This window comes from Dysosmobacter sp. Phy (assembly GCF_054476235.1).
The window spans coordinates 1,891,676-1,917,104 of the sequence record NZ_CM136997.1 but is presented as its reverse complement, the minus strand read 5'-3'; the positions used below and the strand labels follow the sequence as shown (position 1 = coordinate 1,917,104).

General features: G+C 62.6%; 16 protein-coding genes and 1 tRNA gene. 5 read left to right on the top strand and 12 right to left on the bottom strand.

Annotated elements, in window-relative coordinates:
- Positions 1-62 precede the first annotated feature (62 nt).
- The 4 genes from ACVDHE_RS09275 to ACVDHE_RS09260 form a co-directional block, all read right to left on the bottom strand.
- Positions 63-1,505 (bottom strand): ATP-binding protein, encoded by a 1,443-nt coding sequence (locus ACVDHE_RS09275; protein WP_249539255.1) that lies wholly within the window; start codon positions 1,503-1,505, stop codon positions 63-65.
- A 266-nt stretch (positions 1,506-1,771) separates the two neighbouring features.
- Positions 1,772-2,458, bottom strand: a complete 687-nt coding sequence (locus ACVDHE_RS09270; protein WP_458884398.1) for a response regulator transcription factor — start codon at positions 2,456-2,458, stop codon at positions 1,772-1,774.
- 22 nt (positions 2,459-2,480) lie between these two features.
- Positions 2,481-3,842: an FG-GAP repeat domain-containing protein gene (locus ACVDHE_RS09265; RefSeq protein ID WP_325285107.1), complete on the bottom strand. Its 1,362-nt coding sequence runs from the start codon at positions 3,840-3,842 to the stop codon at positions 2,481-2,483.
- A gap of 187 nt (positions 3,843-4,029) precedes the next feature.
- Positions 4,030-4,404, bottom strand: coding sequence for a helix-turn-helix domain-containing protein (locus tag ACVDHE_RS09260; RefSeq protein WP_256439403.1), 375 nt, complete (start codon positions 4,402-4,404; stop codon positions 4,030-4,032).
- A gap of 237 nt (positions 4,405-4,641) precedes the next feature.
- Here ACVDHE_RS09260 and ACVDHE_RS09255 point away from each other — a divergent pair.
- From ACVDHE_RS09255 to ACVDHE_RS09235, 5 genes are all read left to right on the top strand, one after another.
- Positions 4,642-4,728: transfer RNA gene (locus ACVDHE_RS09255), tRNA-Leu, on the top strand.
- A gap of 326 nt (positions 4,729-5,054) precedes the next feature.
- Complete coding sequence (locus ACVDHE_RS09250) at positions 5,055-5,435, top strand: DUF11 domain-containing protein (protein WP_458884397.1); 381 nt, start codon at positions 5,055-5,057, stop codon at positions 5,433-5,435.
- 280 nt (positions 5,436-5,715) lie between these two features.
- On the top strand, positions 5,716-6,327 hold the full coding sequence (locus ACVDHE_RS09245; protein WP_458884396.1) for a hypothetical protein: 612 nt from the start codon (positions 5,716-5,718) through the stop codon (positions 6,325-6,327).
- A 25-nt stretch (positions 6,328-6,352) separates the two neighbouring features.
- Positions 6,353-7,219, top strand: coding sequence for an MSCRAMM family protein (locus ACVDHE_RS09240; RefSeq protein ID WP_458884395.1), 867 nt, complete (start codon positions 6,353-6,355; stop codon positions 7,217-7,219).
- A 503-nt stretch (positions 7,220-7,722) separates the two neighbouring features.
- A complete protein-coding gene (locus ACVDHE_RS09235) occupies positions 7,723-9,132 on the top strand; it encodes an RNA-binding domain-containing protein (protein WP_458884394.1) in 1,410 nt (469 codons plus the stop codon).
- A 79-nt stretch (positions 9,133-9,211) separates the two neighbouring features.
- Here ACVDHE_RS09235 and ACVDHE_RS09230 read toward each other — a convergent pair whose 3' ends face one another.
- From ACVDHE_RS09230 to thrS, 8 genes are all read right to left on the bottom strand, one after another.
- Entirely contained in the window at positions 9,212-11,470 is a 2,259-nt protein-coding gene (locus ACVDHE_RS09230) for an S-layer homology domain-containing protein (RefSeq protein ID WP_418724668.1), read from the bottom strand.
- A 13-nt stretch (positions 11,471-11,483) separates the two neighbouring features.
- Positions 11,484-12,740 (bottom strand): ABC transporter permease, encoded by a 1,257-nt coding sequence (locus tag ACVDHE_RS09225; protein WP_418724667.1) that lies wholly within the window; start codon positions 12,738-12,740, stop codon positions 11,484-11,486.
- Positions 12,737-13,441, bottom strand: coding sequence for an ABC transporter ATP-binding protein (locus tag ACVDHE_RS09220; RefSeq protein WP_418724666.1), 705 nt, complete (start codon positions 13,439-13,441; stop codon positions 12,737-12,739). Before ACVDHE_RS09220 ends, ACVDHE_RS09225 begins: the two co-directional genes overlap by 4 nt.
- A gap of 4 nt (positions 13,442-13,445) precedes the next feature.
- Positions 13,446-15,131, bottom strand: a complete 1,686-nt coding sequence (locus tag ACVDHE_RS09215; protein ID WP_458884393.1) for an HlyD family efflux transporter periplasmic adaptor subunit — start codon at positions 15,129-15,131, stop codon at positions 13,446-13,448.
- A 263-nt stretch (positions 15,132-15,394) separates the two neighbouring features.
- On the bottom strand, positions 15,395-17,443 hold the full coding sequence (locus ACVDHE_RS09210) for a TRAP transporter permease (RefSeq protein WP_458884392.1): 2,049 nt from the start codon (positions 17,441-17,443) through the stop codon (positions 15,395-15,397).
- 128 nt (positions 17,444-17,571) lie between these two features.
- On the bottom strand, positions 17,572-18,594 hold the full coding sequence (locus ACVDHE_RS09205) for a TAXI family TRAP transporter solute-binding subunit (protein ID WP_418724664.1): 1,023 nt from the start codon (positions 18,592-18,594) through the stop codon (positions 17,572-17,574).
- A gap of 254 nt (positions 18,595-18,848) precedes the next feature.
- Positions 18,849-22,265 carry a pyruvate carboxylase gene (locus tag ACVDHE_RS09200; protein ID WP_458884391.1) on the bottom strand — a complete coding sequence of 1,139 codons (3,417 nt, stop codon included), beginning with the start codon at positions 22,263-22,265 and terminating at the stop codon, positions 18,849-18,851.
- Between the two features lie 286 nt (positions 22,266-22,551).
- Positions 22,552-24,489 carry a threonine--tRNA ligase gene (thrS, locus tag ACVDHE_RS09195; RefSeq protein ID WP_458884390.1) on the bottom strand — a complete coding sequence of 646 codons (1,938 nt, stop codon included), beginning with the start codon at positions 24,487-24,489 and terminating at the stop codon, positions 22,552-22,554.
- Positions 24,490-25,429: the final 940 nt, after the last annotated feature.

Below are 25,429 nucleotides of genomic sequence, written 5' to 3'. Positions count from 1 at the left end.
AACGATTGAAGTATATCACAGACATTCGCAAAAAGCAAACATTTGTTCGATTATTTTCCGTCTTATTCCTGGATGGGCAGGCGGATGGTGACCTCGGCGCCGCCGCCGATGGCATTGCCGATGGTGAAGGTGCCGTTGTGGAGCTTGATGATCTCGTCGCACACGGCCAGGCCGATGCCGCTGCCCCGGGCCTTGGAGGAGCCCTTGTAAAACTTCTGCTTGATGAAGGGCAGCTCCGCCTCGGGGATGCCGGGGCCGTAGTCCCGGACCCGGACCACGGCGTCGTCCACCTCCCGGGTGACGGAGGTGGAGATCCGCTTGCCGGAGCCGCCGTGCTTGGCGGCGTTGTCCAGCACGTTGCAGAACACCTGCTTGAGCCGCTCCGGATCCCCCTGGATCATGGGCAGCTCCACGGTGCCGGTGCGGTACTCCAGCTCGATGCCCTCCTGCCGGAACAGCTCCCGGTAGGTGAAGATGGCATCCTCGAACTCCGCCTGGAGGTCTACCTCCTCGATCCGCAGGGTGAAGTGGCCGTCCTCCATCTTGGAGAACTCCAGCAGCTCCTCCACCATGGTGGAAAGGCGCCGGGACTCGTTGAGGATGATGCGGATGCCCCGGCGCAGCTGCTCCGGGTCGCCGGTGGGATCCTCCAGGATCGTCTCGCCCCAGCCGTTGATGGCGGTCAGAGGCGTGCGCAGCTCATGGGACACGGAGGAGATGAACTCCTGCTTCATCTTCTCGTTGCGGCCGATCTTCAGCGACATATCGTTGATGTTGTCTACCAGTTCGCCCAGCTCGTCCGGATATTTGTTCTCGATGCGAATACCGTAGCTGCCCGCCGAAATCCGCTTGGCGGCGTCGGTGACCACCGCCACCGGCTCCACCACATTGTTGATGAACAGCAAATTGGAGATGACCACCAGGGCCATGCAGATCACGGCGATGGCCAGAATGGCCATTACCGCCATGATGATCTGACGGTTCACCGCCCGCAGGGAGGTCACCAGCCGCATGACGCCCACCACCTTGCCGTTGAACAGCAGCGGATAGGACACGGAGAGGATGTTCTCCCCGGTCTCCGGATCCCGGCCCTGATAGGGCCGCATCTCCCCGTCCTGGATGGCCTGGCGGATGTCGCTGGTACCGGGGAAGGTGCCGGCCTTGAGGCCGGAGGTGGAGGTCTGGACGCTGCCGCTGCTGTCGATGAACTGCAGCTCAATGCGGTCCTTGTCCTCAAAGCTGTCGGTGGTCTGGACCGCCATCTGGTAATATTCCGTATAGCTGGTCATGAAATAGTCGTTGAAGGCGCCGGCCATGGCCTGGGCCTGTTTCTCCAGGCCGTCCCGGACGCTGCTGTAATAGTAGCTGGAGACGCCCGCGGAGAACAGCGTCACGATCAGCACCAGCAGCACCAGCACGGGCATGATGGTGTTGACGATCCAGCGCTGACGCAGGCCCCGGATCCGCAGGGCCTTCCATTTTTTCGTCTTTTCGTCCTCTGTCACGGCCTGTCCTCCTCTCTGTCGTGATCCAGCTGCGCCTCAGCGGCGGCTCAGAACCCCCACTTGTAGCCGTAGCCCCACACGGTGGTGATGTAGGCGGGGTTCTGCGCTTCCCATCCCGCGCTGCGGGACGGGAGCCCTGGTTTACCTGCGCGGCGGGAATGGATCCCGCCTGGCGCCAAGGTTTCCGCCTCCGGCGAAAACGCTTGTACGGGCCTGACGGCCCGCCCCGCTTTGCGGGGCCCCGGACAACGTGGGGTGAGCCTTATTCAGAATCCCCACTTGTAGCCGTAGCCCCACACGGTGGTGATGTAGGTGGGGTTCTGCACGTTGTCCTCGATCTTCAGCCGCAGACGGCGGATGTTCACATCCACGATCTTCAGCTCGCCGAAGTAGTCCCGGCCCCAGACCATGTCCAGAATCTCCTCCCGGGACAAGGCCTTGCCGGGGTTTTCCATAAACATCTTCATGATGGAATATTCCACCTGGGTCAGCTTGATCCGCTCGCCGTTTTTCTCCAGCGTCCGGTTCCGGGTATTCAGCAGGAAGGGCTCCTGACGGATCTCGCCGGTCTGCACCGGCTCCTCGCCGCCGGCCCGGCGGAACAGGGCGTCCACCCGGGCAGTCAGCTCCGCCGGGGAGAAGGGTTTGGTCACATAGTCGTCGGCGCCGGTCATGAGGCCCGTCACCTTGTCCATCTCCTGGGACCGGGCCGTCAGCATGATAATGCCGATCTTCGTGTTGGTGGCCCGGATGCGGCGGCAGACCTCGAACCCGTCGATGCCGGGCAGCATGATGTCCAGCAGCGCCACCTTCACATCGGGGTTCTCCTTCAGCTGCTCCAGGGCCTCCTCGCCGGTCTCAGCCTCGATCACGTCGTAGCCGCCCCGGCGCAGATTGATGACGATAAAACTGCGGATACTGGACTCATCCTCCAGAACCAATACTTTTTTCATACGCTCCTGTCCTTTCCGCCGGTCAGTTGTCCCCTGCCAGCCACTCTGTGGTGATCAGGTTGAACGCCTCCCGGACCTCATCCTCGGTCACGCCGTATTCCCAGGTATCGTTGGCATCCAGCAGCTCCGCGGTGAAGATCCGCTCCACCTGCCGCCGCAGGATGATCCGCCCGCCCCGAGTCGCCTTGATCTCCCGGCTGGAACCGGTCAGGGCGGTGATCTTCAAAAACGGCTGGGGCTCCTCCTCCGGGTCCTCTCCCAGGATGGAGAACACCACGGTGATCTCGTCCTGACCGGTGACGCGGCTGACCAGAATCCGGCCCCGCCACTCCTCCGGCATCTGCAGATACCAGCCGTCCTCCGTGTTGTGATAGGTGCTGACCACCTGCTTCTCGGTGCCGGCACTGTCGTAGCTGCGCCAGTTCACCCACTGGTAGGTGCTCCACTCCCAGCCGGTCCAGGCGGAGACACTCAGGGGCTGAGGCAGCTCCGTGACACCGTCTCCATTGATATCCGTGGGATAGAGGCCGCTGTATGCCACGATCTCTCCGGAGACGCCGGTGACATCGGACAGCAGCAGGTTGCTCAGCTCCCCGTCCCGAACCGTAAGGATGTCGGTCACGGACCAGGAGGCATCTTCCACGCCGGTGATGAACAGCGCCGGCGCGCCGCCGGACAGCGTTCCCTTCTGGACCCGCCCCTGCTGTCCGCTGAGCTCGGCCATGGTACTGGAGATCCGGGCATAGGAGCGCAGACTCAGGCTGCTCTCCTCCCAGCAGTAGTAATCCGCCAGGCCGCTGCCCATCTCATCGGGCCGCAGCACCACCAACTCCTTCAGCTGGTCCTGATCCAAGTCGGTAATGGCGTATTTGACGTAATTGGTTCGCATCAGCTCCTCCGGACGGCCGGTCCGCAGAGAGTAGACTGTCAAAGCCTGGGCGTCAGTGCTGACGCGCCAGCCCACGATCAGCTCCTGCCGGCCGTCGTTGTCCAGATCGCTGTACTCGATGCTATAAATGGCGGTGCCGCTGCCCTCGATGACGGCGGTCTGTTCATAGCGTTCCCCGTCCGCCGTGTAGATGCAGATTTTCAGCGGCTTTTCGTCGGCGGAGTTGCGGAAGAAGGCCACTGCCTCCTGCTGTCCGTCACCGTCCAGATCCTTCATCTGCACCGGCTGGATATTGGTGCCGGAGACCGGAGCGGCATATTCGGCGCCGCTGTCGATCATCTGGCTGATGCTGTTGTTCAGCTCCGTATATTCCGCCGGAAGGGCCGGCAGGCTGTACAGCTCCTCCGGGGAAAAGGCAAAACCGCAGCCGGTAGTCAGCAGCGCCAGCACGCCCGCCATCAGTCCCAGGCCGGCCACGCGAAGCGGATATCTCATGGGGGCGCCTCCCTTCTCTCGCGCCCAAAGGCGCAAATTCGCAGAATTTAACTCATATATCATAGCACGTCTGCACCGGTTTGTGTAGCATTTCTTTGGATTTTCCCGGCATTTTACGCTCTGTTCATTTTTCCAGGCAAACCGGTATCCTCCGGCAAACAGGCGCAAAAAAGGACGGGCGCGTTTCTCACTGCCCGCCTTCCCTGCTTTTCAGATCTCCGCCGTCATAAATCGCGTCCACATCCCCAGCCGCATACTGACGATGCAGACGGTTGAACGCCTGGTAAGTGGTCACCACATCCTGAATGGCATTGCGCTGCTTCGCCGTCAGGCCGCTGACATCGATCATACATCCGCTGCTCCGCCCCAGCAGGTTATCTGTGGTCACATGGAACAGATCCGCAATCTTCACCAGCACGTCGTAGGAAGGAAGCCGGGAACCGTTCTCATAAGCCGACACCGTGGACTTCGCCACGTTGATGCGGTTTGCAAAGTCCTCTTGTGTCATGCTTCGGGCCAGCCGTAAAGCGCGAATATGATTTCCAATATGGTTTCCTTCCACGGGAACTCACCTCCCTTTCCTGCATTTTACCCAATATGAACATACTATTGGTAAACTTCTGGCATACAATTAGTATTGGCAAAATTCCCGCAGCCATCCCCCTGCTCGCAGGAAAAGCCGCACAAAATGCAGGCACAGGCGGAAAAAAGCAGGGCGTTTCCCTCTCCGGAGATAGGCCGTGAAAAACAACACTTGAATTCCCATGCCGCTTCCTGTATAATGAAGGCCACAAGTTTTGCCGGTGTGATGGAATTGGTAGACGTGACGGACTCAAAATCCGTTGGTAGCGATACCGTGTGGGTTCGAGTCCCACCACCGGCACCACGTCGGAGCAAGCTCTGTATCGCTTGCTCCGACTTTTTTACAAAAGTCAGAGCGCGCTCACGCCGCTGCTCCTCCTTTCCAAATCGAATCCGCTGCGCGGGACCTTGCCGCAGCCCAGAGAGCGAAGCCATTTGAACCACAAGAAATTGAAAGAATGATAACATCGGCCGATTGGACATTCAGACTGCCCGTTGTTCAGAAACGTTCCCCTCTTTTTATACGCCAAGTTCGCCTCTCCCTCCGGCTCTCTGTTCCCGCCCCCTCAGATTCTCCCCGGCACCTTTCCAGCCCGGCCACATAGGATGGATGCGAAAGGATGTGATGCAATGGCTCTTATCAATCGGCTGGACAATAGCGCCAGCGTCTCCTTTGAGGGTACCAGCATCCTCAGCAACACCGTCTCCACTCTGCTGTCGCTGCCGCCCACTGTGTCCAAAGCTGTGGATAAGCTCTCCGCCAGCATCGGCGAAACCCTGACCTACACGGTCACCATCACCAATGTGTCTCTTACCGCTCTCTCCGACCTTCCCTTCACCGACACGCTGCCTCAGGGCTGTGCATATCTCACCGACACCTTCAAGGTCAACGATGTCTCCGCTGTTCCCACTGTGGCCGGCAGCACCCTCAGCTATACGATCCCCTCCGTTCCCGCAGCAGGGAGCGCCGTCATCACCTTTCAAGTGCAGGTTACAGGCGGCTCCGTTTAACTGTATCAACCGCTGCGCGCCTTGTGACTGCGGGCACAAACGGGCAATTCCCGCCCGATTCACCCATTTTCTGCACAACCGCGCTCAGGTGCGTTTTCAGGGCCGGCCTCTTTTCAGCAACACAGTTATCGTACGGCTGGAGGACCGGATCTTTCTTCTCTGCCCTCTGTGACAAAACGTCCGCGGCGACCTACGGGTCCTGCGGACATCTCCCGCCCATCTCAGAAAGGAGCGTCTCCATGTTCTTTCCCGCTCCGCCGGTACCGCAGGAGGTGCCCTTATGAGCCCCGCACCGGGCCGCTGCGGTCTCCGCGGCCTTCTGGACCGGATCCATCCTGTGGATAAGGGGCTGCTGGTATTTATGCTGGTGCTGCTGATCCAGTCCGCATACAGCATTTTCTGTCCGGCCGGCGCCGGACAGGCGGCAGAGGATATCGACATCATCGTCCGCACCTCCGCCGCGGCCATTTTCGGTTATTTCCTCAGCGCCAATTTCATCCGCCACACCGCCGGACAGACACCCGCCTCACTGCCGCCGCGTAAGCTGGAGACGGGGAAAGGCTTGCCGACGGACCCTGCCGCGCCCATGGACCGTATCGGTTTTTCCGACGGCGGCCAGGCCGCCGCGCCGGATACCGCCGGGACCGCTGACAGCACCCCGGATTCTTCCGCCGGAAATGACGCCGCCAACTGCCTGCAAGTGGCCGTGGCCACCTGTATCGGGCTGTTCAGCCTGGTGACGCTGCTGGTTCTGCGGAACCTGAGCCAGTGGGATCTGACTGCGGCGGAGTCTGACTCCGTGGCCGCCACAGTGGTCCAGTTTCGGGACTTCGTCTCCGGCTGCGTGGGCTTTCTCATCGGCTGCCCCACCCATACCGACAAACAATCATGATCTAACAGGTAACAGGAAGATTCTCATGGCCGATATCAAACAGGACCTGCTGAGCTTGCAGTACAGCCAGAATTTTGACATCCAGGGAATGCAGGAGGTCAACGTGGACCTGGAGCTGCCCCCTGCCGCCGCCTCCCTGGCCACGGTATACGGCGTGGTCACCGACGGCGCCGTCCCCGTGGCTGACGCCACTGTCAAGCTGTTCGACAGCGCGGGCCTGCCCTATCAGCACACCATGACCGACGCCTCCGGCGCCTATACCCTCTCCGGCATCCCCGCCGGCACGTACAGCCTGGGAGCCGTGAAGGACGGATACCTGCTCAGCGACGCGGCAGGGGTCACCCTCACCGCCGGCGTCACCACTCAGGTCAACCTGACCTGTACGGCAGACGCCTCATTGTCTCTGGGCACCATCGCCGGCGTGCTGACGGTGGAGGACCCTCTCCAGGGCACCTCCACCCCTCTGTCCGGCGGCAAGATCACCTTGCAGGACGCCCTGGGCACCACTCTGGCCGTCACCTATTCCGCCGCTGACGGCGAGTTCGCCTTCTATGACCTGGCCGACGGGGTCTACACCCTGCTCTCCAGCGCAGAGGGCTATGTGGCCGCCTCCACCATGACCGCCGTCATCGCAGGCGGCTCTATCGCCAACGTCACCATGTCCATGACCGTGGACAGCCGCACCTACAACGGCACTGTCAGCGGCATGATCCGGGACAACACCGGCGCGGCGGTGGCCGGATGCTTCGTGGGTTTGTACCAGGTGGTGACGGTGGCGGGCGTGTCCCAGGAGCTACTGATTGCCACCACCAAGACCAACGACGCGGGAAAGTACCTGTTCGGCGGCGTCACCGGCGGGGAATATCTGGTCAAGGCCAAGCTGGAGCAGTAAGACCCGACCGGGGCATCCAGGCAGTCCGCCGCTTCTGCCTCTGCGACGGAGGCGAGGCGGACGTTCCCCTGTGCCTGGAGGGCGGATGCCGCCGGTGCGGCATCCGCCTGCTCCTGGAGGATTTCCGTCCCGGAGACACCGCGGTCCTGCAGCCCGGCAGCGGCTGCAGCTGCTGGGCCCGGTCGCCGCTTTGTCAGGGAGATATCCTCTTTGGTTTCCTGGCACCGGGAGACTACGTCCTGACGCTGTATCGGAGCTGCGGCAGCCGCGTGACGCTGCGGGTGGTACTGCCGCCCGGCGGCAACGTGGAGATCTTCTGCCGCCGGGACTGCTGCCGCTGGCGGCGGGACAGCTGGCAGTACCTCTTCAACCGCTGCTGAACCGCCCGGACACCGGAAAAAGGACGCCCGACAGGCGTCCTTTTTCCCTGGGAAGTTTCCGTTGTGTTTTATCTCCGCCGTCACTATAATGAAACCAACAAAGCACACCGGGAGGGACGGCGGATGATCGACCTGCACAACATCCAGCGATACCGGGAAAACAACCGCATCGAAGCCAAGCTATCCACCGGCGGGCTGCCGGAGAGCCTGTGGGAGACCTACTCTGCCTTCGCCAACACTCTGGGCGGCATCCTTCTGCTGGGAGTGGAGGAGCTGCCGGACCACTCCCTGCGGCCGGTGGACCTGCCGGATCCCCAGTGGCTGATCCGGGAGTTCCGGGAGATCCTCAACGACCCCCGCCGGGTCAGCGTCAACATTCTCTCCGAGCGAAGCGTCAGCGTGGTGGAGGTGGAGGGCAGGCACATCGTGGCCATCGAGATCCCCCGGGCCCGGCGGTACGACCGGCCGGTATATGTGGGCGGCGACCCCATGACCGGCACCTACCGCCGCCGGGGCGACGGCGACTACCGCTGCTCCCGGGAGGAGGTCCGGCGGATGCTGGAGGCGGCGGCGGTCCGGTCCGCCGACACCCGGCCGCTGGACGGGGCGGATCTGGAGGCCCTGGACGGCGGGACACTGCGCCGCTATCGGCTGCGGCTGGAGCGGGAGCGGCCCGACCAGGGCTGGCGGGACCTGGACCGGGCGGAGCTGCTGACCCGCCTGGGCGCCGCGGCCGCCGATGAAGGCGGCGTCCTCCGCCCCACGGCGGCGGGTCTTTTGATGTTCGGCCGGGCGGAGGCCATCACCGCCGTTTTCCCCCGTTACCGGCTGGACTACCGGGACTGCCCCAAAGAGGGAGAAGCCATGGCCCTGGTCTCCTCCGCCGGGGACTGGAGCGGCAATGTTTTTGACTTCTATCTCCGGGTCCGCCGGGCTCTGACCTGGGACGCGGATCCCGCTGTGGCCGATGCCGTGGGGGAAGCGCTGGCCAACTGCCTGGTCAACGCCGACTACCGGGGTACGGGCGGTATCCTGGTCCGCCGGGAACCGCGGAGCATTCGTCTGACCAACCCCGGCGCCTTTTGCATCGACGTGGACGCGGCCCGCAGCGGCGGCGTATCCGATCCCCGGAATCTGGGACTGGTTCGGCTTTTCCAGCTGGTGAGCCTTGGACGCGGGGACGGCGGCGGTATCCCCGGCATCTATGCCGTCTGGCGCCGTCAGGGCTGGCCGGCGCCCCGGATCCGGGAGGAACTGGATCCGGAACGGACCACGCTGGAACTGGACATGGCACCGCCCACTGGGGCGGAGGCCGCCGCCCGCCGGGACAGCCATCCCGCCGTGCGCCGGCTGCGCAGCGACGCTGTCATCGATCTTCTGACGGAACAGGTATCCGCCTCCGCCGGGGAGATCGCGGACCGCCTGGGCCTGGAGCCCTCCATTGCCGCCGACTGTCTCCGCTCCCTGCTGGCGGAGGACATCGTTACGGCAGAGGACACCGGATCCGGCCGGGTCTACCGTCTGAGAGGGTGAATCACAAAACACGGGAAGCCCGCCGCAGATTGCGGCGGGCTTCCCGTGTTCTTGTCTTTTCCTGCGGGGTCAATCGCGCTCAGCGCACCTGGATAATCCGGACCGCGCCGTTGTGGACGTAGAGATCCGAAGAGGCCGCGTAGGCGTGGGCCTGGCTCAGCGTCATCCAATCCTGAGTGCGGACATTGTAGCACAGCACATCGGAGGGCACGGTATACGTCCGGCCGCCCACCGTCACCGCACCGGAGCCGCTCCAGGCGCTGTTGGGAACGTCTTTGAGCGCCGTGAGCCGGACCAGGCTGGCAATGTGCTGGTTGGAGCCGGTGCCGGTCACAGTGATGCCGATGCACTCGCCGGTGGTGACCACATAGCCGGTCTCGATGGGACCGAAGCTCTTGCCGTTGCCCTGGAGGATCGTCAGCTTGCCGGGAGCGTAATAGCTGCCGTCAGCGCCGGAGATCAGGTCTCCCCGCTCATACTTGGCGATACCGTAGATATACGTGCTGCCCACGGCGGAGCCCAGAATGATCAGATCCACGTCGCCTCTCCAGTTGGTGCGGGCATAGCCGATGTCGGACGCCGGGATGGTGCCGATGTTCAGATCGGACAGGCTGACGCTGCGCATGCCCTCGGGGGCGTTTTCAAAGATCATGACGTTGTCCGCCAGATCCTTGCTGCCCAGCTTCCGGGCCGCCACATCCAGTCCGCCGCTGACGCCGCCGGTCAGCTGCGTCAGATTCAGCGCGCCCTTGGCGCCGGAGGACACACGGACCATCTGGCCGGACAGACGCTCAGCGTCAGTGCCGGTGAGGCTGGAGGTGCCCTTGACAGTGAGGCCGCACAGGAGATTCACCTCGGCGGAGCCGGAGGAGACGCTCTTGGCGATACCCACGGCGTTGCCCTGGACGTTGCCGCTGCCGGCCTTGACCGCGCCGGCCACCTGATTGTCCTCGGTCAGCAGCACGGTGATCTGGTCACCGGGCTTGAAGTCGGACAGGGTCTCTCTGGCGGTGGGCAGCACCTTCAGCTCCGTATCCTCGAAGATCGTGATGGTGGTGGGCTCCTGGGCGTTGGGATAGCAGCTGCGGTAATAGGCCGTAATTCTGGTATCGCACACCCGAATGGAGTTGGTACTGCTGGAATAGGTGGCCACATCGTAAGGCCGCATATCGCCCGCCGTCACTTCCATGCCGTTTTTGAAGATCTTGTACGTGGTGGTGCCCGCCAGGGAGTCAAAGCCCTTGGTGGAACCCTTTTCATAGACGATGATGGCCGCGCTGGAACTGGTGCCGCCGCCCACAAACACGTATTCCACCTTGCCGGCGGTATTGAGGTACAGCGTCAGGGAGGTGCCGGGATTCAGCCAGGCGTACACGCCGCTCCAGGACTGCTGAGAACCCTGGTAGTAGGCGGACACGTCGCCGCTGACGGGATAGGTGACACCGAAGGTATCGGTGATCTCCGTTGCCTTGGCGGAAGCCAGGGTGATGGTCTTCTGAGAGCCCACACTGTCAGGCACAAAGGTCATGGCCTGGCCCTGGTCGTTGAGCACCAGGGTGCCCTTGGAGCCGTCCAGCATGCCGTTGGAGGTCTTGCCGCTGGCCATGGGATATACCGTGCCGTTGGCCAGCTGCAGCGCGTTCTCCCGGCCGTCCGCCCCGGTGGCCCGGGAGGAGACCAGCATGGCGTTCTCCACCACCGCGCACTTCATGCCGACGGTGACATAGGAGCCGCCCTCCCGCATATCTGCCCGGAGCAGGTTCAAAAACAGCCGGGCCGCCTGACCGCGGGTGAGACCGGCACTGGCGTCGGTGCCCACGCCGTCGGTCAGTCCGATGACGGCAGCCTCCGCCATATAGCTGTCGGGCCAGACGCCGCCGATGTTTTCATCCTTGTAGCCCAGCATCCGCAGCAGGATGGTCACCGCATGGCCCACAGTGACGGTGCGGTCCGGGTGGAACTGGCCGTCCACATAGCCGGAGATGATCCCCTTGCCCTTGGCCGCCATGTTGATGTAGGCGGCGGCCCAGTGGGAGGGCTTCACATCCGGGAACACCGTGACGGTGCGGTAGCGCCCCAGCTCCTCAGAGCCGTTCATGGCGTAGACCGCCATTTTGCAGAACTGGGCCCGGGTCAGGATGGTGCCGGGCCGGAAGGTGCCGTCTCCATAGCCGTCCAGCACGCCCAGCAGGCGCAGGGACTCCACCGCCACGGCGGTATTCCGGTCCCCCACATCCGAAAAGGTGACGGTGTCCTTTGCCGCCGCGCCGGCGGACACCGGCAGCAGCGACAGGACCATGCAGATCGCCAGCAAACAAGTCACAAGTCGTTTTTTCATGTTGATCTCCCTCTCATTCCGCCCGCAGGGCTTCCACCGGCTGAAGTTTGGATGCCTTGACGGCCGGATAAATGCCAAACAGAATTCCCAGCGCCACCGACAGCGTAAACGCGCAGAGCGTGATCCACACTGCCGGGAAAATGGTCATCTTAAACATCAGCCGACCCACCAGCAGACTGCCGCCGGTGCCCACCAGGATACCGAAAACGCCGCCGATGCCGCAGAGCATAGCCGCCTCGATCAGGAACTGGGTGATGATGGAGGCCCGCTCGGCGCCGATGGCCCGGCGAATGCCGATCTCCCGCGTCCGCTCGGTGACGGTGACCAGCATGATGTTCATGATGCCGATGCCGCCCACCAGCAGGCTGATGGCGGCGATGCCGCCCAGGATCATGGAGATCATGCCCATCTGCTGGTTCTGGTAGTCCTGCCAGGAGTTCTCCTTGTCCACGTTGAACCCGCCGCTGGCGGGATCCACCAGGCCCTTCAGAAAACCGCCGATCCGGGTGCTGGCCTCAATCATGGAGGCGCTGTCCCGGGCCTTGACGATGAACTGCTCCGGAGCCGCGCCGCCCAGGACCCGCCGGGCGGTATAGGGCACAAGGATGAAATTGTCCATGTTCTGGCCGTTGGGATTGTCCTTGCCCACACGGCTGCCATAGACGCCGATGACCTCAAAACTCTGCCCGTTGAACTGCATTTCCTTGCCCACGGGATCCACGCCGTCAAAAAACGCCTTGGCCGCCGTGGCGCCCAGGACACAGACCTGGTTATAGCGCTGGCAATCCAGCATGCTCAGGTCCCGCCCCTTGGTGACCGTCAGATTGTTGCAGATGCTGTACTGATCACTGACATAGTAGATGCTGGGGGGAAAATCGCCTATGGGGTTGCCCTTGTCATCGTAATTGTACTGCATATTGGCAGAGCTCTTGGTGCCGTACACCACCGTGGCTTCGCAGTTTGCCTGGGGCGTCACGCCCACCACATACTCCTTGATGGTACTGCAATAGTCATACAGAGCCGGGAAGTAATCCTTGCCCAGGCTGTTGCCCTTCTCATCATAGAGATAGTTCCAGATATAGACCGTCAGCTTGTTGCTGCCCATGGCGGCATACTGCTCCATGGTCTTGGTGGTGTAGCCGTTGATGGCGGAGACAATGGTCATGACCGCCGCGATGCCGATGATGATGCCCAGCATGGTCAGAAAGGACCGGCCTTTCTTGCCCCAGATGGACTTCCACGCCATTTTCATGGCCTGTCGGATATTCAAAACCAGTCCACCTCCTGCTGCCGGTCCTCCACCACCTTCCCGTCCTGAAGCCGCACACAGCGGCGGGCGGTGGCGGCAATGCCGTTGTCATGGGTAATGAGGATCACCGTGGTCCCCTCCCGGTTGAGCTGCTGGAGGAATTCCAGCACTTCATGGCCTGTGCGGGAATCCAACGCGCCGGTGGGCTCGTCGGCCATGATGATGGGGGGCTTGGCGGCAATGGCCCGGGCAATGGCCACTCGCTGCTGCTGGCCGCCGGACATCTCCGTGGGCCGGTGCTTCATCCGGCCTGCCAGTCCCACGCGGGCCAGGGCCTCTGTAGCCAGGTCGTACCGGTCGTCCACCCGGATCCCCTGGTAGATCAGCGGCAGCTCCACATTCTCCAGCACCGTCAGATCCTGAATCAGATTATACTGCTGGAAGATGAAGCCGATCTGCTTGTTGCGGATATGGGAGAGCTCCTTGTCCGTCAGTTCCCGGACGTCGGTACCGTCCAGAAGGTAGTCACCCCGGGTGGGGACGTCCAGGCAGCCCAGCACGTTCATCATGGTGGACTTGCCGGAGCCGGACTGGCCCACGATGGCCACGAACTCCCCCCGGTCAATGGTCAGGGAAACGCCGTCCAAAGCGCGGACCTCGCTCTCCAGGCCCTCGCCGTAGATCTTATAGACGTCCCGCAGTTCGATCAGATGTTTCTCCATGGCATCAACCATAGGCCTGGATGGACTGGATCTGGGTAAAGACCTCGGTCCCCTCCTCCACGCCGGACTTGATCTCCACATTGCTGTTGTCGGAGATGCCGATCTCCACCGGCACCGCCCAGAAGCCGCTGGGAATCTCCTCTTCCAGCATGGGCGTCTCGATGGCGTTTTCCGGCCGGCTCCCCTTGACGAACACCACATCCACGGTGGTCCCGTCCTCCTGGGAGATCTTTCGGACACACTGGAGCGGCAGCACCAGGCAGTTGTCGTTCTCGCTGGCTGTGATCTTGAAATTGATGTAGCTGTTGACCTGGATGGTCCCCTCGCTGTTGTCCACAGAGATGGTGATGGGATAGGTAGCCACGCCGTTGTTGACCGTGGAGGACAGGCTGACGGTCTCCACCGTACCGAAGGCCGGGGTGCCCCACTGGTCCAGCTCCACCGGCATGCCGGGCTTGATGTAACTGATGTTCCGCTCATCCACGTTGGCGCTGACCAGGATAGCGGAGGTATCGGAAATGGTGACCACGGCGGTGTTGGCGGCGATCTCGTCGCCGGGCTGCATGGTCAGTCCGATCACCATACCGTCAATGGGGGCGGTGGCCTTGCAGTTGGCCAGGTTCTTCTCTGCCGCCTCCAGATCCGCCTTGGCGGTCTCCAGGTTCTGCTGGATGGTGAACAGCTCACTCTCGCTCTGCTGCGCGTCAATCTGCAGCAGCACCTGACCGGCGGAGACCTGGAGGTAGTTCACCAGGTTGTTGGCCAGCACGGTGCCGCCCACGGTGGTGGTCAGGGTGGTGGAGCGGTAGTACTCCAGCTTGCCCGGCTCGTAGGGATACACGGTCTCGCCGCCCACAGTGACGGTGGCGGAGGCCGCCATCTCAGCCGTCAGGGAGCCCTCGTTGTTCACCACGATCTCCGCAGAGAACAGCTTGGAGCCCTCCGGCGTGATGCGGCTGACCATGTGGACCGCCTCCACGGTGCCGGGGATGGAGGTCATCAGCGCCGGGATGGACACGTTCACCGACTGACCCACATACAGGTCTCCGGCATAGGCATAGCTGTAATACTGCTCCAGGCGCAGCCTGGTATCGTCGTTGAGCTCCGCCACGGCGGCACCCTTGGCCACCTCATCGCCCACCTGCAGATCCGGGTGCTCATCCTTCAGCATGATCTTTCCGGCAAAGGGGGCGCTGAAATTCAGACCGGCCAGGTCCTTCTGGGCCTGGGCAAGCCGCTTTTCATAGCCCTCCACATTGCTGCGGGCCTTCTGGACAGCAGTCTCCGCCGCCGGGGATTCCACCACGAACAGCGGCGTGCCGGCGGTGACCTTCTCGCCCTCCGCCACCAGCACGTCCATTACCGTACCGGTGGTGGTCAGGGTGATGGTCTCGCTGCTCTTGGCCTTGGTGAGGCCGCTGTTTTCCACCACGGAGGTAATGGAGCCGTACTGGACCACATCGGTCACTACCTGGGCGTCGCCGCCCTTTCCGCCGAACACCTTGAGCAAGATCGCCGCCAGAATGGCCAGCATCAGCAAGATCGCGGTCCACCGGATGATCCGGCGGCGTTTTTTCCGGGGCATCGCCCGCCACCGCTCCTTCAGCGGCACCGCCGGGGTCTGGGGAGCCTCCTGTGCCTGCTCCGGTGCAGTCTCCGGCAGCTGTTCCAGGTCCTTGACTTCAGCCATGACTCGTTCTCCTTTTCGTCGAAACGTGATTTCACATAGTAACTGTATTGCTCATACTAGTACACTAAGCGCTGCAAAGCAACAACAAAACAGTTACAAATGACGGCCGCCTGCAATCCCCGTCTCAGAAGCGCAAAAAACGATCAGATACGGCCAAAAGCGGCAAAAACAGCTGTCACAAATTATAAAATTACGCAAGTAAAAAAGAGGCCGCCTCCTGTTCGGGAAGCGGCCTCTTTCAGCGGCACAGGGGGAGCAGCCACTCAGGCCGCGGTCAGGCGCCGGGCGGAGAAGCGCTGATACAGCACCACACCCGCCACCAGCAGAAAGCCCACAATATCGCTCCAGGTACCGGGGACCAGCATGCACAGTCCGCCGGCGGCGATGACCACCCTCAGCACCAGCGGGATATGCCGGTAGAGGAAACCGTTGAGGGCGGCAGCCACACCGAAGATACCCAGCAGCGCGCTGATGCAGATCTGGACCACCTGGAAGGCGCTGTCCACATCGATAAAGAGCATCTGGGGACTGAGGGCAAAGATGTAGGGCACGATGAAGGCGGCAATGGCCAGCTTGGTGGCGTTGACGCCGGTCTTCATGGGATCGGCCTTGGCGATGGCGCTGCCGGCATAGGCCGCCAGGGCCACAGGCGGGGTGATGTCCGCCACGATGCCGAAGTAGAACACGAAGAAGTGGGCCGCCATCATGGTCACGCCGATGGAGGGATCCATCAGGATGGGGGCGCAGGTGGCCGCCATGATGCAGTAGTTGGCGGTGGTGGGCACGCCCATACCCAGCACGATGCAGCACAGCATAGTCAGCACCAGGGCGATCATCATATGGCCGCCGGCCACAGAGACGATGGCGCTGAGCAGCTTGGAGGCCAGGCCCGTCACCGTGATGCAGCCGGAGATGACGCCGGCCATGCCGCAGGCCACGGCCACGGTGATGGAGCCCTTGGCGCCGCCCTCCAGGGCGCCGAATACCATGCGGCCAAGGTCCAGGCCGGAGCGGCGCGCGCCACCGGCATGGATACCGTCCAAAATGATGTCGGGCAGGCTCACCACGATGGTGGCTACGATGGCCAGGGCGGCAGAGTAAGCCATGGTGTAGGTGTTGGTGGAGACCAGAGCCACCAGCAGCACCAGGGGGAAAAGCAGGTAGATGCGCTTCATCAGGTGCCCAAGCCTTGGCAGCTGGTCCCGGGGAATGCCCTGAAGGCCCAGCTTTTTAGCCTCCAGATGGACGGCGATGTAAATGCCGGTAAAGTACAGTACGGCGGGCAGGATGGCCCGGACAGCGATCTGACTGTAAGGCTCACCGGTGAACTCCGCCATCAGGAAGGCGGCGGCGCCCATAATGGGCGGCATGATCTGGCCGCCGGTGGAGGCGGCGGCCTCCACTGCGCCGGCGAACTCGCCCTTGTAGCCGGTCTTTTTCATCATGGGAATGGTGACGGAACCGGTGGTGACGGTGTTGCCCACGGAGGAGCCGGACACCATGCCGCACAGGGCGGAGGAGATAACGGCCACCTTGGCGGGGCCGCCGGGGGCGGCGCCGGCCACGGCGTTGGCCAGACTGATGAAGAAGTTGGCGATGCCGGTGCGCTCCAGGAACGCGCCGAAGATGATGAACACCACGATGAACTTGGCGCACACGCTGATGGGTCCGCCGAAGATGCCGTTGGTGGTATAGAACATGGTGCGGATCACCTGGGACAGCGTCAGCGCCAGCTGATCCGCCGTCAGCGCCCGGGTGCCCATGAGGTTGACGAAGGTATACACCAGCAGCACGCCGGCCACGCACAAAATGGGAATGCCCACACAGCGGCGGCACAGCTCGATCAGGGCAATGATGCCGATAAAGCCGATCACCATGTACAGGGGTTCCTTCATGATGCGGCTGGACAGCTGGATGACTGTCATGGCGTTGGCGGCATAGAAGAAGTAGGCGCCGGAACCGCAGACGATCAGCAGCACATCATACCAGGGCAGGTGGTTGACTCGGTCGTCGCCCTTCCGGGCGGGAAAGGTCAAAAAGCCCAGCAGCAGCACCAGCCCCACAAACACCGGCAGACGGATTTCCGTCAGGGTGGTGAGAAAGACCGTGTCGATGATGCAGTACAGAGAGAACGCAGCCATCAGAATGCTGATCGCAACCTTGGGCGCGCCCTCCCACACCCGGGTGTTGGACTCCCGGTCGTATTTTTTCATGACGGCTTCCACGTCGGCGGCGGTGCCGGTGGAATCGTCGTGTACCTCATTTACCGGCAGCACCGGCTCCTGAGTCGCTTTTTTCTTGAATAGGCCCATGGGGGCTCCCCCTCACTTTGGAATATCTTGAACATCTCTTGTCAGGGCCTTAACAGCCCTTTATACCGCGGAAACTACGGCGGAGATCCTCCGCCGTAGTTTCCGGACGGTACAGATTCAGCTGCCCCTTACTTGGTGGGAACTTCGATGCCCTTCTCGGCGAAGTACTTGGCGGCGCCGGGATGATAGGGCACGGCGGTGCCGGAGGAGGCAAACTCCAGATTCAGCTCGCCGGCCTTGTCGTGGGCCAGGGAGTCGGCGTTCTCGAAGATGGCGGAGACGAAGTTGTACACATCGTCCTCAGCCACGTCGTCCCGGGCGATGACCACGGCGCCCACGGCCACAGTGGTGGTCTCGGCGACACCCTCATAGGTCCCCTCGGGGATCACGTACTTCTCATAGTAGGGGCACTCGGCCTTCAGAGCCTCGATGTGCTCGTCGTCCAGGCTAACCAGATACACGTCCTTGGCGGTGGCCAGGGAGGTCACGGCCACGGTGGGAGCGCCGGCCACCACAAAGGCGGCGTCGATCTTGCCGTCCTGCAGGGCGTCCACGCTGTTGCCGAAGTCCTGGAAGGTGGGGTTGATGTCCTGCTCAGTCAGGCCATAGGCGGCCAGCACGTCCAGAGCGTTGTAGTACACGCCGGAGCCGGAGGCGCCGATGGATACGTTCTTGCCCTTCAGGTCAGCCACAGACTGGATGGAGGGATCGCAGGTGACGATCTGGACCTGCTCCATATACAGAGCGGCCACGGTGGAGAAGTTCTCCACCGCCATACCCTCGAACAGGCGCTCGCCGTTATAGGCGTAGCTCATGACGTCGGACTGGACGAAGCCCAGCTGGGCAGTGTTCAGGTCCATCTGCTCAATGTTGTCCTGAGAGCCGTTGGAGACCACGGCAGTGACCTTGGAGCCGGTGTTGCTGGTGACATACTGGGCCAGCACGGTGCCGAAGCCATAATAGGTGCCCTGGTCGCCGCCGGTGGTGAACTTCAGCTCCACGCCGGAGCCGGTGGAAGCGGCGGTATCGCCGGTCTCGGCGGAAGCGGTGTCATCAGCAGCGGTATCGTCGCTGGCGGTATCGCCGCCGCAGCCGGCCAGCAGAGAAGCCGTCATGAGGACGGCCAGCAGCAAAGATAAATACTTCTTCATCATGGTTCCTCTTTCCCTTTTCATATTTTGCCGGGTTCTATTGAATACTTGCACATCATATCCCACTTGCCGTCATTTTTCAAGTCTTTTTTTGTGAATATCCCACTTTTTTGCAAGTTGATGCCAGTCGGGTTTCACTTTTCCTTTCCAGTCTCTGGAATATGACAGATATCCTGCAAATCCGCTCCCCTCCGGCGGAAATGCGGAGGGGCCGGCTCCCTCCCAAAGAAGGAACCGGCCCCGGCAGGCTATCCTCAGCGGATGGTCAGCAGCAGCTGGCCGCCCTTGACGGTGTCTCCCTCGTGGATCAAAATACTCTCCACCACGCCGCCCATGCGGGCGGTGATGGCGGTCTCCATCTTCATGGCCTCGATGGTGATGAGGGTCTGGTTTTTCTCCACGGTGTCGCCCACCTTGACGCTGATCTTGCTGACCGCGCCGGGGATGGAGGCGCCCACCTGGCTCTTGTCCTCGGGGTCCGCCATGGGGACCTTGACGATGTTCTTCTGGGCCGCCTCGTCGGGCACCTGCACATCCCGGCGGATGCCGTTGAGCTCGAAGCTGACGGTGCGCATGCCCTCCTTGTCCACCTCGCCCAGGCCCAGGTACTTGATGACCAGGGTCTTGCCGTCGGCGATGTTGACCTTGTTGGTCTCGCCCACGGCCAGGCCGTGGAAGAACACGTGGCTGCCCAGCCGCATGATATAGCCGTACTCCTTCTGGTTCTTGACGAAGTCCTCCACCACCTTGGGATACAGGCAGTAGCTCAGCACGGCCCGCCAGGTGGGATCGGGGTCGAAGGAGGCCATCTCCCGCTTCTTGGCCTCGAAGTCCACCGGCGGCAGCAGCTCGCCGGGCCGGCAGGTGATGGCCGACTTGCCCTTGAGGACCACCCGCTGGAGATCCTTGGGGAAGCCGCCGGCGGGCTGGCCCATCATGCCGGAGAAGTAGCTGACGGCGCTGTCCGGGAAGGCCAGGCCCTCGCCCTTCTCCACGATGTTCTCCGGCGTCAGATGGTTCTGGGTCATGAAGATGGCCAGGTCGCCCACCATCTTGGAAGAGGGCGTCACCTTCACGATGTCGCCCAGCATCTCGTTGACCTTGCGGTAGTTCTCCTTGACCTCCATGAAGCGGCTGCCCAGGCCCAGGGACTCCACCTGGGGCTTGAGGTTGGTGTACTGGCCGCCGGGGATCTCATAGCGGTAGATGTCGGCGTTGTTGCAGGTGAGGCCGCCCTCAAAGGAGTCGTAGCGCTTGCGCACGTCCTCCCAGTAGTCGGTCAGCAGCTGCAGCCGGTCCAGATCCAGGCCCGTGTCCCGCTCGGTGCCCTGAAGGGCCGCCACCACGGCGTTGAGAGAGGGCTGGCTGGTCATGCCGGCCATGGAGGAGATGGCGCAGTCCACCACGTCCACGCCGGCCTCCGCCGCCAGCAGACAGGCGGCCACCTGGTTGCCGGAGGTGTCGTGGGTGTGGAGCTGGATGGGGATGCCGATCTCCTGCTTGAGGGTGGAGACCAGCTTCTTGGCGGCATAGGGCTTGAGCACGCCGGACATATCCTTGATGGCCAGCATGTGGGCGCCCCGCTTCTCCAGTTCCTTGGCCAGATCCACGTAGTATTTCAGAGGGTATTTGTCCCGCTTGGGATCCAGGATGTCGCCGGTGTAGCAGATGGTGGCCTGGCAGATCTTATCCTGCTTGAGGACCTCATCCATGGCCACTTCCATACCGGGGATCCAGTTCAGGGAGTCGAAGATCCGGAACACGTCGATGCCGGAGCGGGCGGCCTCCTTGATGAACTCCCGGATGACGTTGTCGGGGTAGTTGGTGTAGCCCACGGCGTTGGCGCCCCGCAGCAGCATCTGCAGCAGCAGGTTGGGGGCCTTCTCCCGGATCATGTCCAGCCGCTCCCAGGGGGACTCGTGGAGGAAGCGGTACGCCACGTCGAAGGTGGCGCCGCCCCAGCACTCCAGGGAGAAGGCGTCCGCCAGGATCTCGCTGGTGCCCTCCATGCCCTTGAGGATGTCGCGGCTGCGGACCCGGGTGGCCAGCAGGGACTGGTGGGCGTCGCGGCAGGTGGTGTCGCAGATCAGCAGCTTCTTCTGGTCCTTCACCCAGTCGGCCACGGCCTTGGGGCCCTTGGCGTCCAGCATCTGCTTGAGCCCGTCGGGCCGGTTGCCCGTCACCGGCGGGAAGCGGCACTCGTCATAGAGCTTGTGCTCGCCCTGCTCCTTGACCACGATGTTGCCGATATACTTGAGCATCTTGGTGGCGCGGTCCTGGCTCTCGTCCAGCTGGAACAGCTCCGGCGTCTCGTCGATGAACTTGGTATGGCACTGACCGGCGATGAAGGCCGGGTTCTTGAGGATGTTGGTGATGAAGGCGATGTTGGTCTTGACGCCCCGGACGTGGACCTCGTTGATAGCCCGGGCGGCCTTGCGGCACACGCCCTCGAAGGTGTTGTCCCAGGTGGTGATCTTCACCAGCAGGGAGTCGTAGTAGGGAGAGATCACCGCGCCGGTGTAGGCGTTGCCGCCGTCCAGGCGGATGCCGAAGCCGCCGGCGGAGCGGTAGGCCGTGATGCGGCCGGTGTCGGGGGCGAAGTTGTTGGCCGGGTCCTCGGTGGTCACGCGGCACTGGATGGCGTAGCCGTTGACGTGGAGGTCGCTCTGCTTCTTGATGCCGATGCGGGGATCGCTGAGGGGGCAGCCTTCGGCAATGAGGATCTGGGAACGGACCAGGTCCACGCCGGTGACCATCTCGGTGACGGTGTGCTCCACCTGGATCCGGGGATTCATCTCAATGAAGTAGTGATGGCCCTCCTTGTCCACCAGGAACTCCAGGGTGCCGGCGTTGACATAGCCCACGTGCTTGGCGATCTTCACCGCGTCCTCGTACAGGGCCTGGCGGATCTTCTTGTCCACAGAGAAGGCGGGGGTGAACTCCACCACCTTCTGGTAGCGGCGCTGGAGGGAGCAGTCCCGCTCGAACAGGTGCACCACGTTGCCCTGCTCGTCGCCCAGGACCTGGACCTCGATGTGCTTGGGCTCCACCAGGAACTTCTCCATGAAGATGTCGTCGTTGCCGAAGGCCTTCTTGGCCTCGGCCTTCACCAGGTCGAAGTTGACGCCCACTTCCTCCACGGTGTCGCACCGGCGCATGCCCCGGCCGCCGCCGCCGGCGGCCGCCTTCAAAATCACGGGGAAGCCGAACTCCATAGCCAGCTTCTGAGCGGCCTGGCGGCTCTGGAGGGGCTCGGTGGTGCCCGGGGTGGTGGGCACGCCGCACTCCACGGCGATCTGCTTGGCGGAGAGTTTGTCGCCCATCAGGTCCAGCACGCGGGAAGAGGGACCGATGAACTTGATGCCGGCCTCCTCACAGGCCCGGGCGAAGTCGCCGTTCTCCGACAAAAAGCCGTAGCCGGGGTGGATGGCGTCGGCCCCGTGCTTCTTGGCCAGGGCGATGATCCGGGGAATGTCCAGATAGGCCCCCAGGGGGCTGAGGTTCTTGCCGATCAGATAGGACTCGTCGGCGGCGGTGCGGAACACGCTGTACATGTCCTCATTGGAGTAGATGGCGATGGTCTGGAGCCCCAGGTCGTGGCAGGCCCGGAAGATCCGCATGGCGATCTCGCCCCGGTTGGCTACCAGAACTTTCTTGAATTCTTGGCTCATGGCCGGTTCCTCCTTTCCCCCGGGCGCCTCCGTCCTTTTGGGACAGGCCCCGGCGGGTATCGTTTCTCTTGTATGAGTATACTCCCCCGCCGCGGCCGTGGCAACGCCTTCGCGGCGGAGGAAATGATTTTCAGAAAAGCATCCAGTTTTTTTGCGTAAGATTACTTCAGATTTTGTCTATTTCAGCAGGACTAATGTCCGCCATCAACGGTCATTTTCCCTGTTTTCCAGAAAAGGCCGCCCAGCGGGCGGCCTTTTCCAAATATTCTTCTGTGACGGGCGGGACTCAGCGCTTGGCCTTGGTATCCACCACTTCCCGCAGCTGGGCCGCAAAGTCCTCGAAGGACATGGCGCCCAGGTCGCCGTCGGCGCGGTGGCGGGGAGAGACAGTGCCGTTCTCCATATCCCGGTCGCCGATGACCAGCATATAGGGGACCTTGTCCATCTGGGCGTCCCGGATCTTGCGGCCGATCTTCTCGTTGCGGTAGTCCACCTCGGAGCGGAAGCCCATGTCGCCCAGCTTCCGGGACAGGTCCGCGCAGTAGTCGGCGGCCCGGTCAGTGACGGGCAGGAAGCGGACCTGCTCGGGGGCAAGCCACGTGGGCAGGGCGCCGGCGTACTCCTCGATCAGGTAGGCCAGGGTCCGCTCGTAGCAGCCCATGGAGGTGCGGTGGATGATATAGGGCAGGGCCTTCTCGCCGTTTTCATCGATATAGTACATGCCGAACTTCTCGGCCAGGAGCATATCGATCTGGATGGTGACCAGGGTATCCTCCTTGCCGTAGACGTTCTTGTACTGAATATCCAGCTTGGGGCCGTAGAAGGCGGCCTCGTCGATGCCCACGGTGTACTCCACGTCCAGGTCCTTGAGGATCTGGGCCATGACGGACTGGGCGTGCTCCCACTGCTCCGCGGTGCCCTCGTACTTGTTGTTGGGGTTGGCGGGATCCCACTGGGAGAAGCGGAAGGTGCACTTGTCCAGCAGGCCCAGGGTGCCCAGGCAGTACTTGGCCAGGTCCAGGCAGCCCTTGAACTCCTCCTCCAGCTGGTCGGGGCGGAGGATCAGATGGCCCTCGGAGATGGTGAACTGGCGGACGCGGATGAGGCCGTGCATCTCGCCGGAGTCCTCGTTGCGGAACAGGGTGGACGTCTCACCCAGCCGCATAGGCAGGTCCCGGTAGGACCGCTGGCGGTTGAGGAACACCTGATACTGGAAGGGGCAGGTCATGGGACGCAGGGCGAAGCACTCCTTGGTCTCATCATAGGGGTCGCCCAGGATGAACATGCCGTCCAGGTAGTGGTCCCAGTGGCCGGAGATCTTGTAGAGGTCCCGCTTGGCCATGAGGGGGGTCTTGGTCAGGAGGTAGCCGCGCTTTTGCTCGGTGTCCTCGATCCAGCGCTGCATCAGCTGGACCACCCGGGCGCCCTTGGGCAGCAGCACGGGCAGGCCCTGGCCGATCACGTCCACGGTGGTGAAGTACTCCAGCTCCCGGCCCAGCTTGTTGTGGTCCCGCTTGAGGGCCTCGGCCTGCTGCTGGAGGTAGGCATCCAGCTCATCCTTCTTGGGGAAGGCCACACCGTAGATGCGCTGGAGCATCTTGCGGTTGGAATCGCCCCGCCAGTAGGCGCCGGTGGCGCTGGTGAGCTTGATGGCGTTGCCCTTGATGCGGCCGGTGGAGTCCAGGTGGGGACCGGCGCACAGGTCCGTGAACTCGCCCTGCTTGTAGAAGGAGATGACGGCGTCGGCGGGCAGGTCGTTGATGAGCTCCACCTTGTAGGGCTCTTCCTTCTCCTCCATGAGCTTCACGGCCTCTTCCCGGGGCAGCTCGAACCGCTCCAGCTTCAGCTTCTCCTTGCAGATCTTGCGCATCTCGGCCTCCAGAGCCTCCAGATCCTCGGGGGTGAAGGGCCGGGGGGTGTCGAAGTCATAGTAGAAGCCGTTTTCAATGCTGGGACCGATGGCCAGCTTCACCTCCGGGTGCAGGCGCTTCATGGCCTGGGCCAGGACGTGGGAGCAGGTGTGCCAGTAGGTTTTCCGGTATTCGGGGTTTTCAAAGGTGTAGATGTTTTCCTCGCTCATGATGTTTCCTCCTTGTCTGAGGGGTGAACTCGAAAAACAGCGGACCGCTGTTTTTCTGCCATTCACCCCGGTTGCCGCTTCAGCGGCGAGGGGTGAGGCTGAGATCAGCTGCCATATTTTTGTTGCAAAACAAAAATATCCCACCCCTGACGAAAAATCAGGGGTGAGATACGAACAAACGTATTCCACGGTTCCACCCTGCTTGCGCTCCCAAAGGAGCGCCGCTCGTGTCCTCTGTAACGGGAGGTCCCGTCCCAGCCTACATATCGGTGGGCGGCTCCAAGGCGGTGGCTGGGGTCCGGTAATCGGCAAGAGCCGCTTGCAGCCAATGGCGGCTCCTCTCTGCTGTCTTTCCCGGTCAGCGTCCTTTTCGATGCCTTTTTTCAAATTCGAGGACACTATACCACGTCGGTGTGTCCCTGTCAAGGGGACATTCTGCCTGTTTTGGCGGCTTTTTGAAGGGCAGTTGTGGTGGTTTTTTGCCGGGGCCGGCAGGGTCCTGCCAGTGCAGGGGTCGCCCCTGCGGGGATACGCCCCCCATTCTCTTTTGTCTTGCCAAAAGAGAATGCGCCGCGCCCGGTGGAAGAGAAAACCGCCGGCGGCAAAACGCCCCGGGGGGGCGTTTTGCCGAAGTACGGGGGTCGTGCGAATCGGTGCGGCGGGTGTCGGGCGCCCCGTCGGCCTTGCGCCTTACCCCTGCACTTGAAGAGCCTGATTCCCGCATAACAACTGCGGCGGGTAACAGGGGTGGAAAACTGAATTGGCGAATTTCTACTCCCGCGCGTTCCGCTTCGCTACGCGCTGCTCTGGCGGACGATGCAGCCTTCCCGGTGGAATGTGGGGGCGGATGGAGGACCTGCCCGCCGCCCTGGCGCTCTCAGCAATCGCCCCGGCAGCGCGTAGCGAAGCGGAACGCGCGGAGACAGAAGTACAGGCACATCCGTCCACCACCCCGTCCCTCCACCGCACGGTCTATGTGGCTCCAGGGTCTTTCGACCGCCGGGGGAAGGCGCAGAGACGACGGGGCGTCCGACACCCGCCGGACCGATTCGCACGACCCCCGTACCACGAAAGGGCGGCCCGG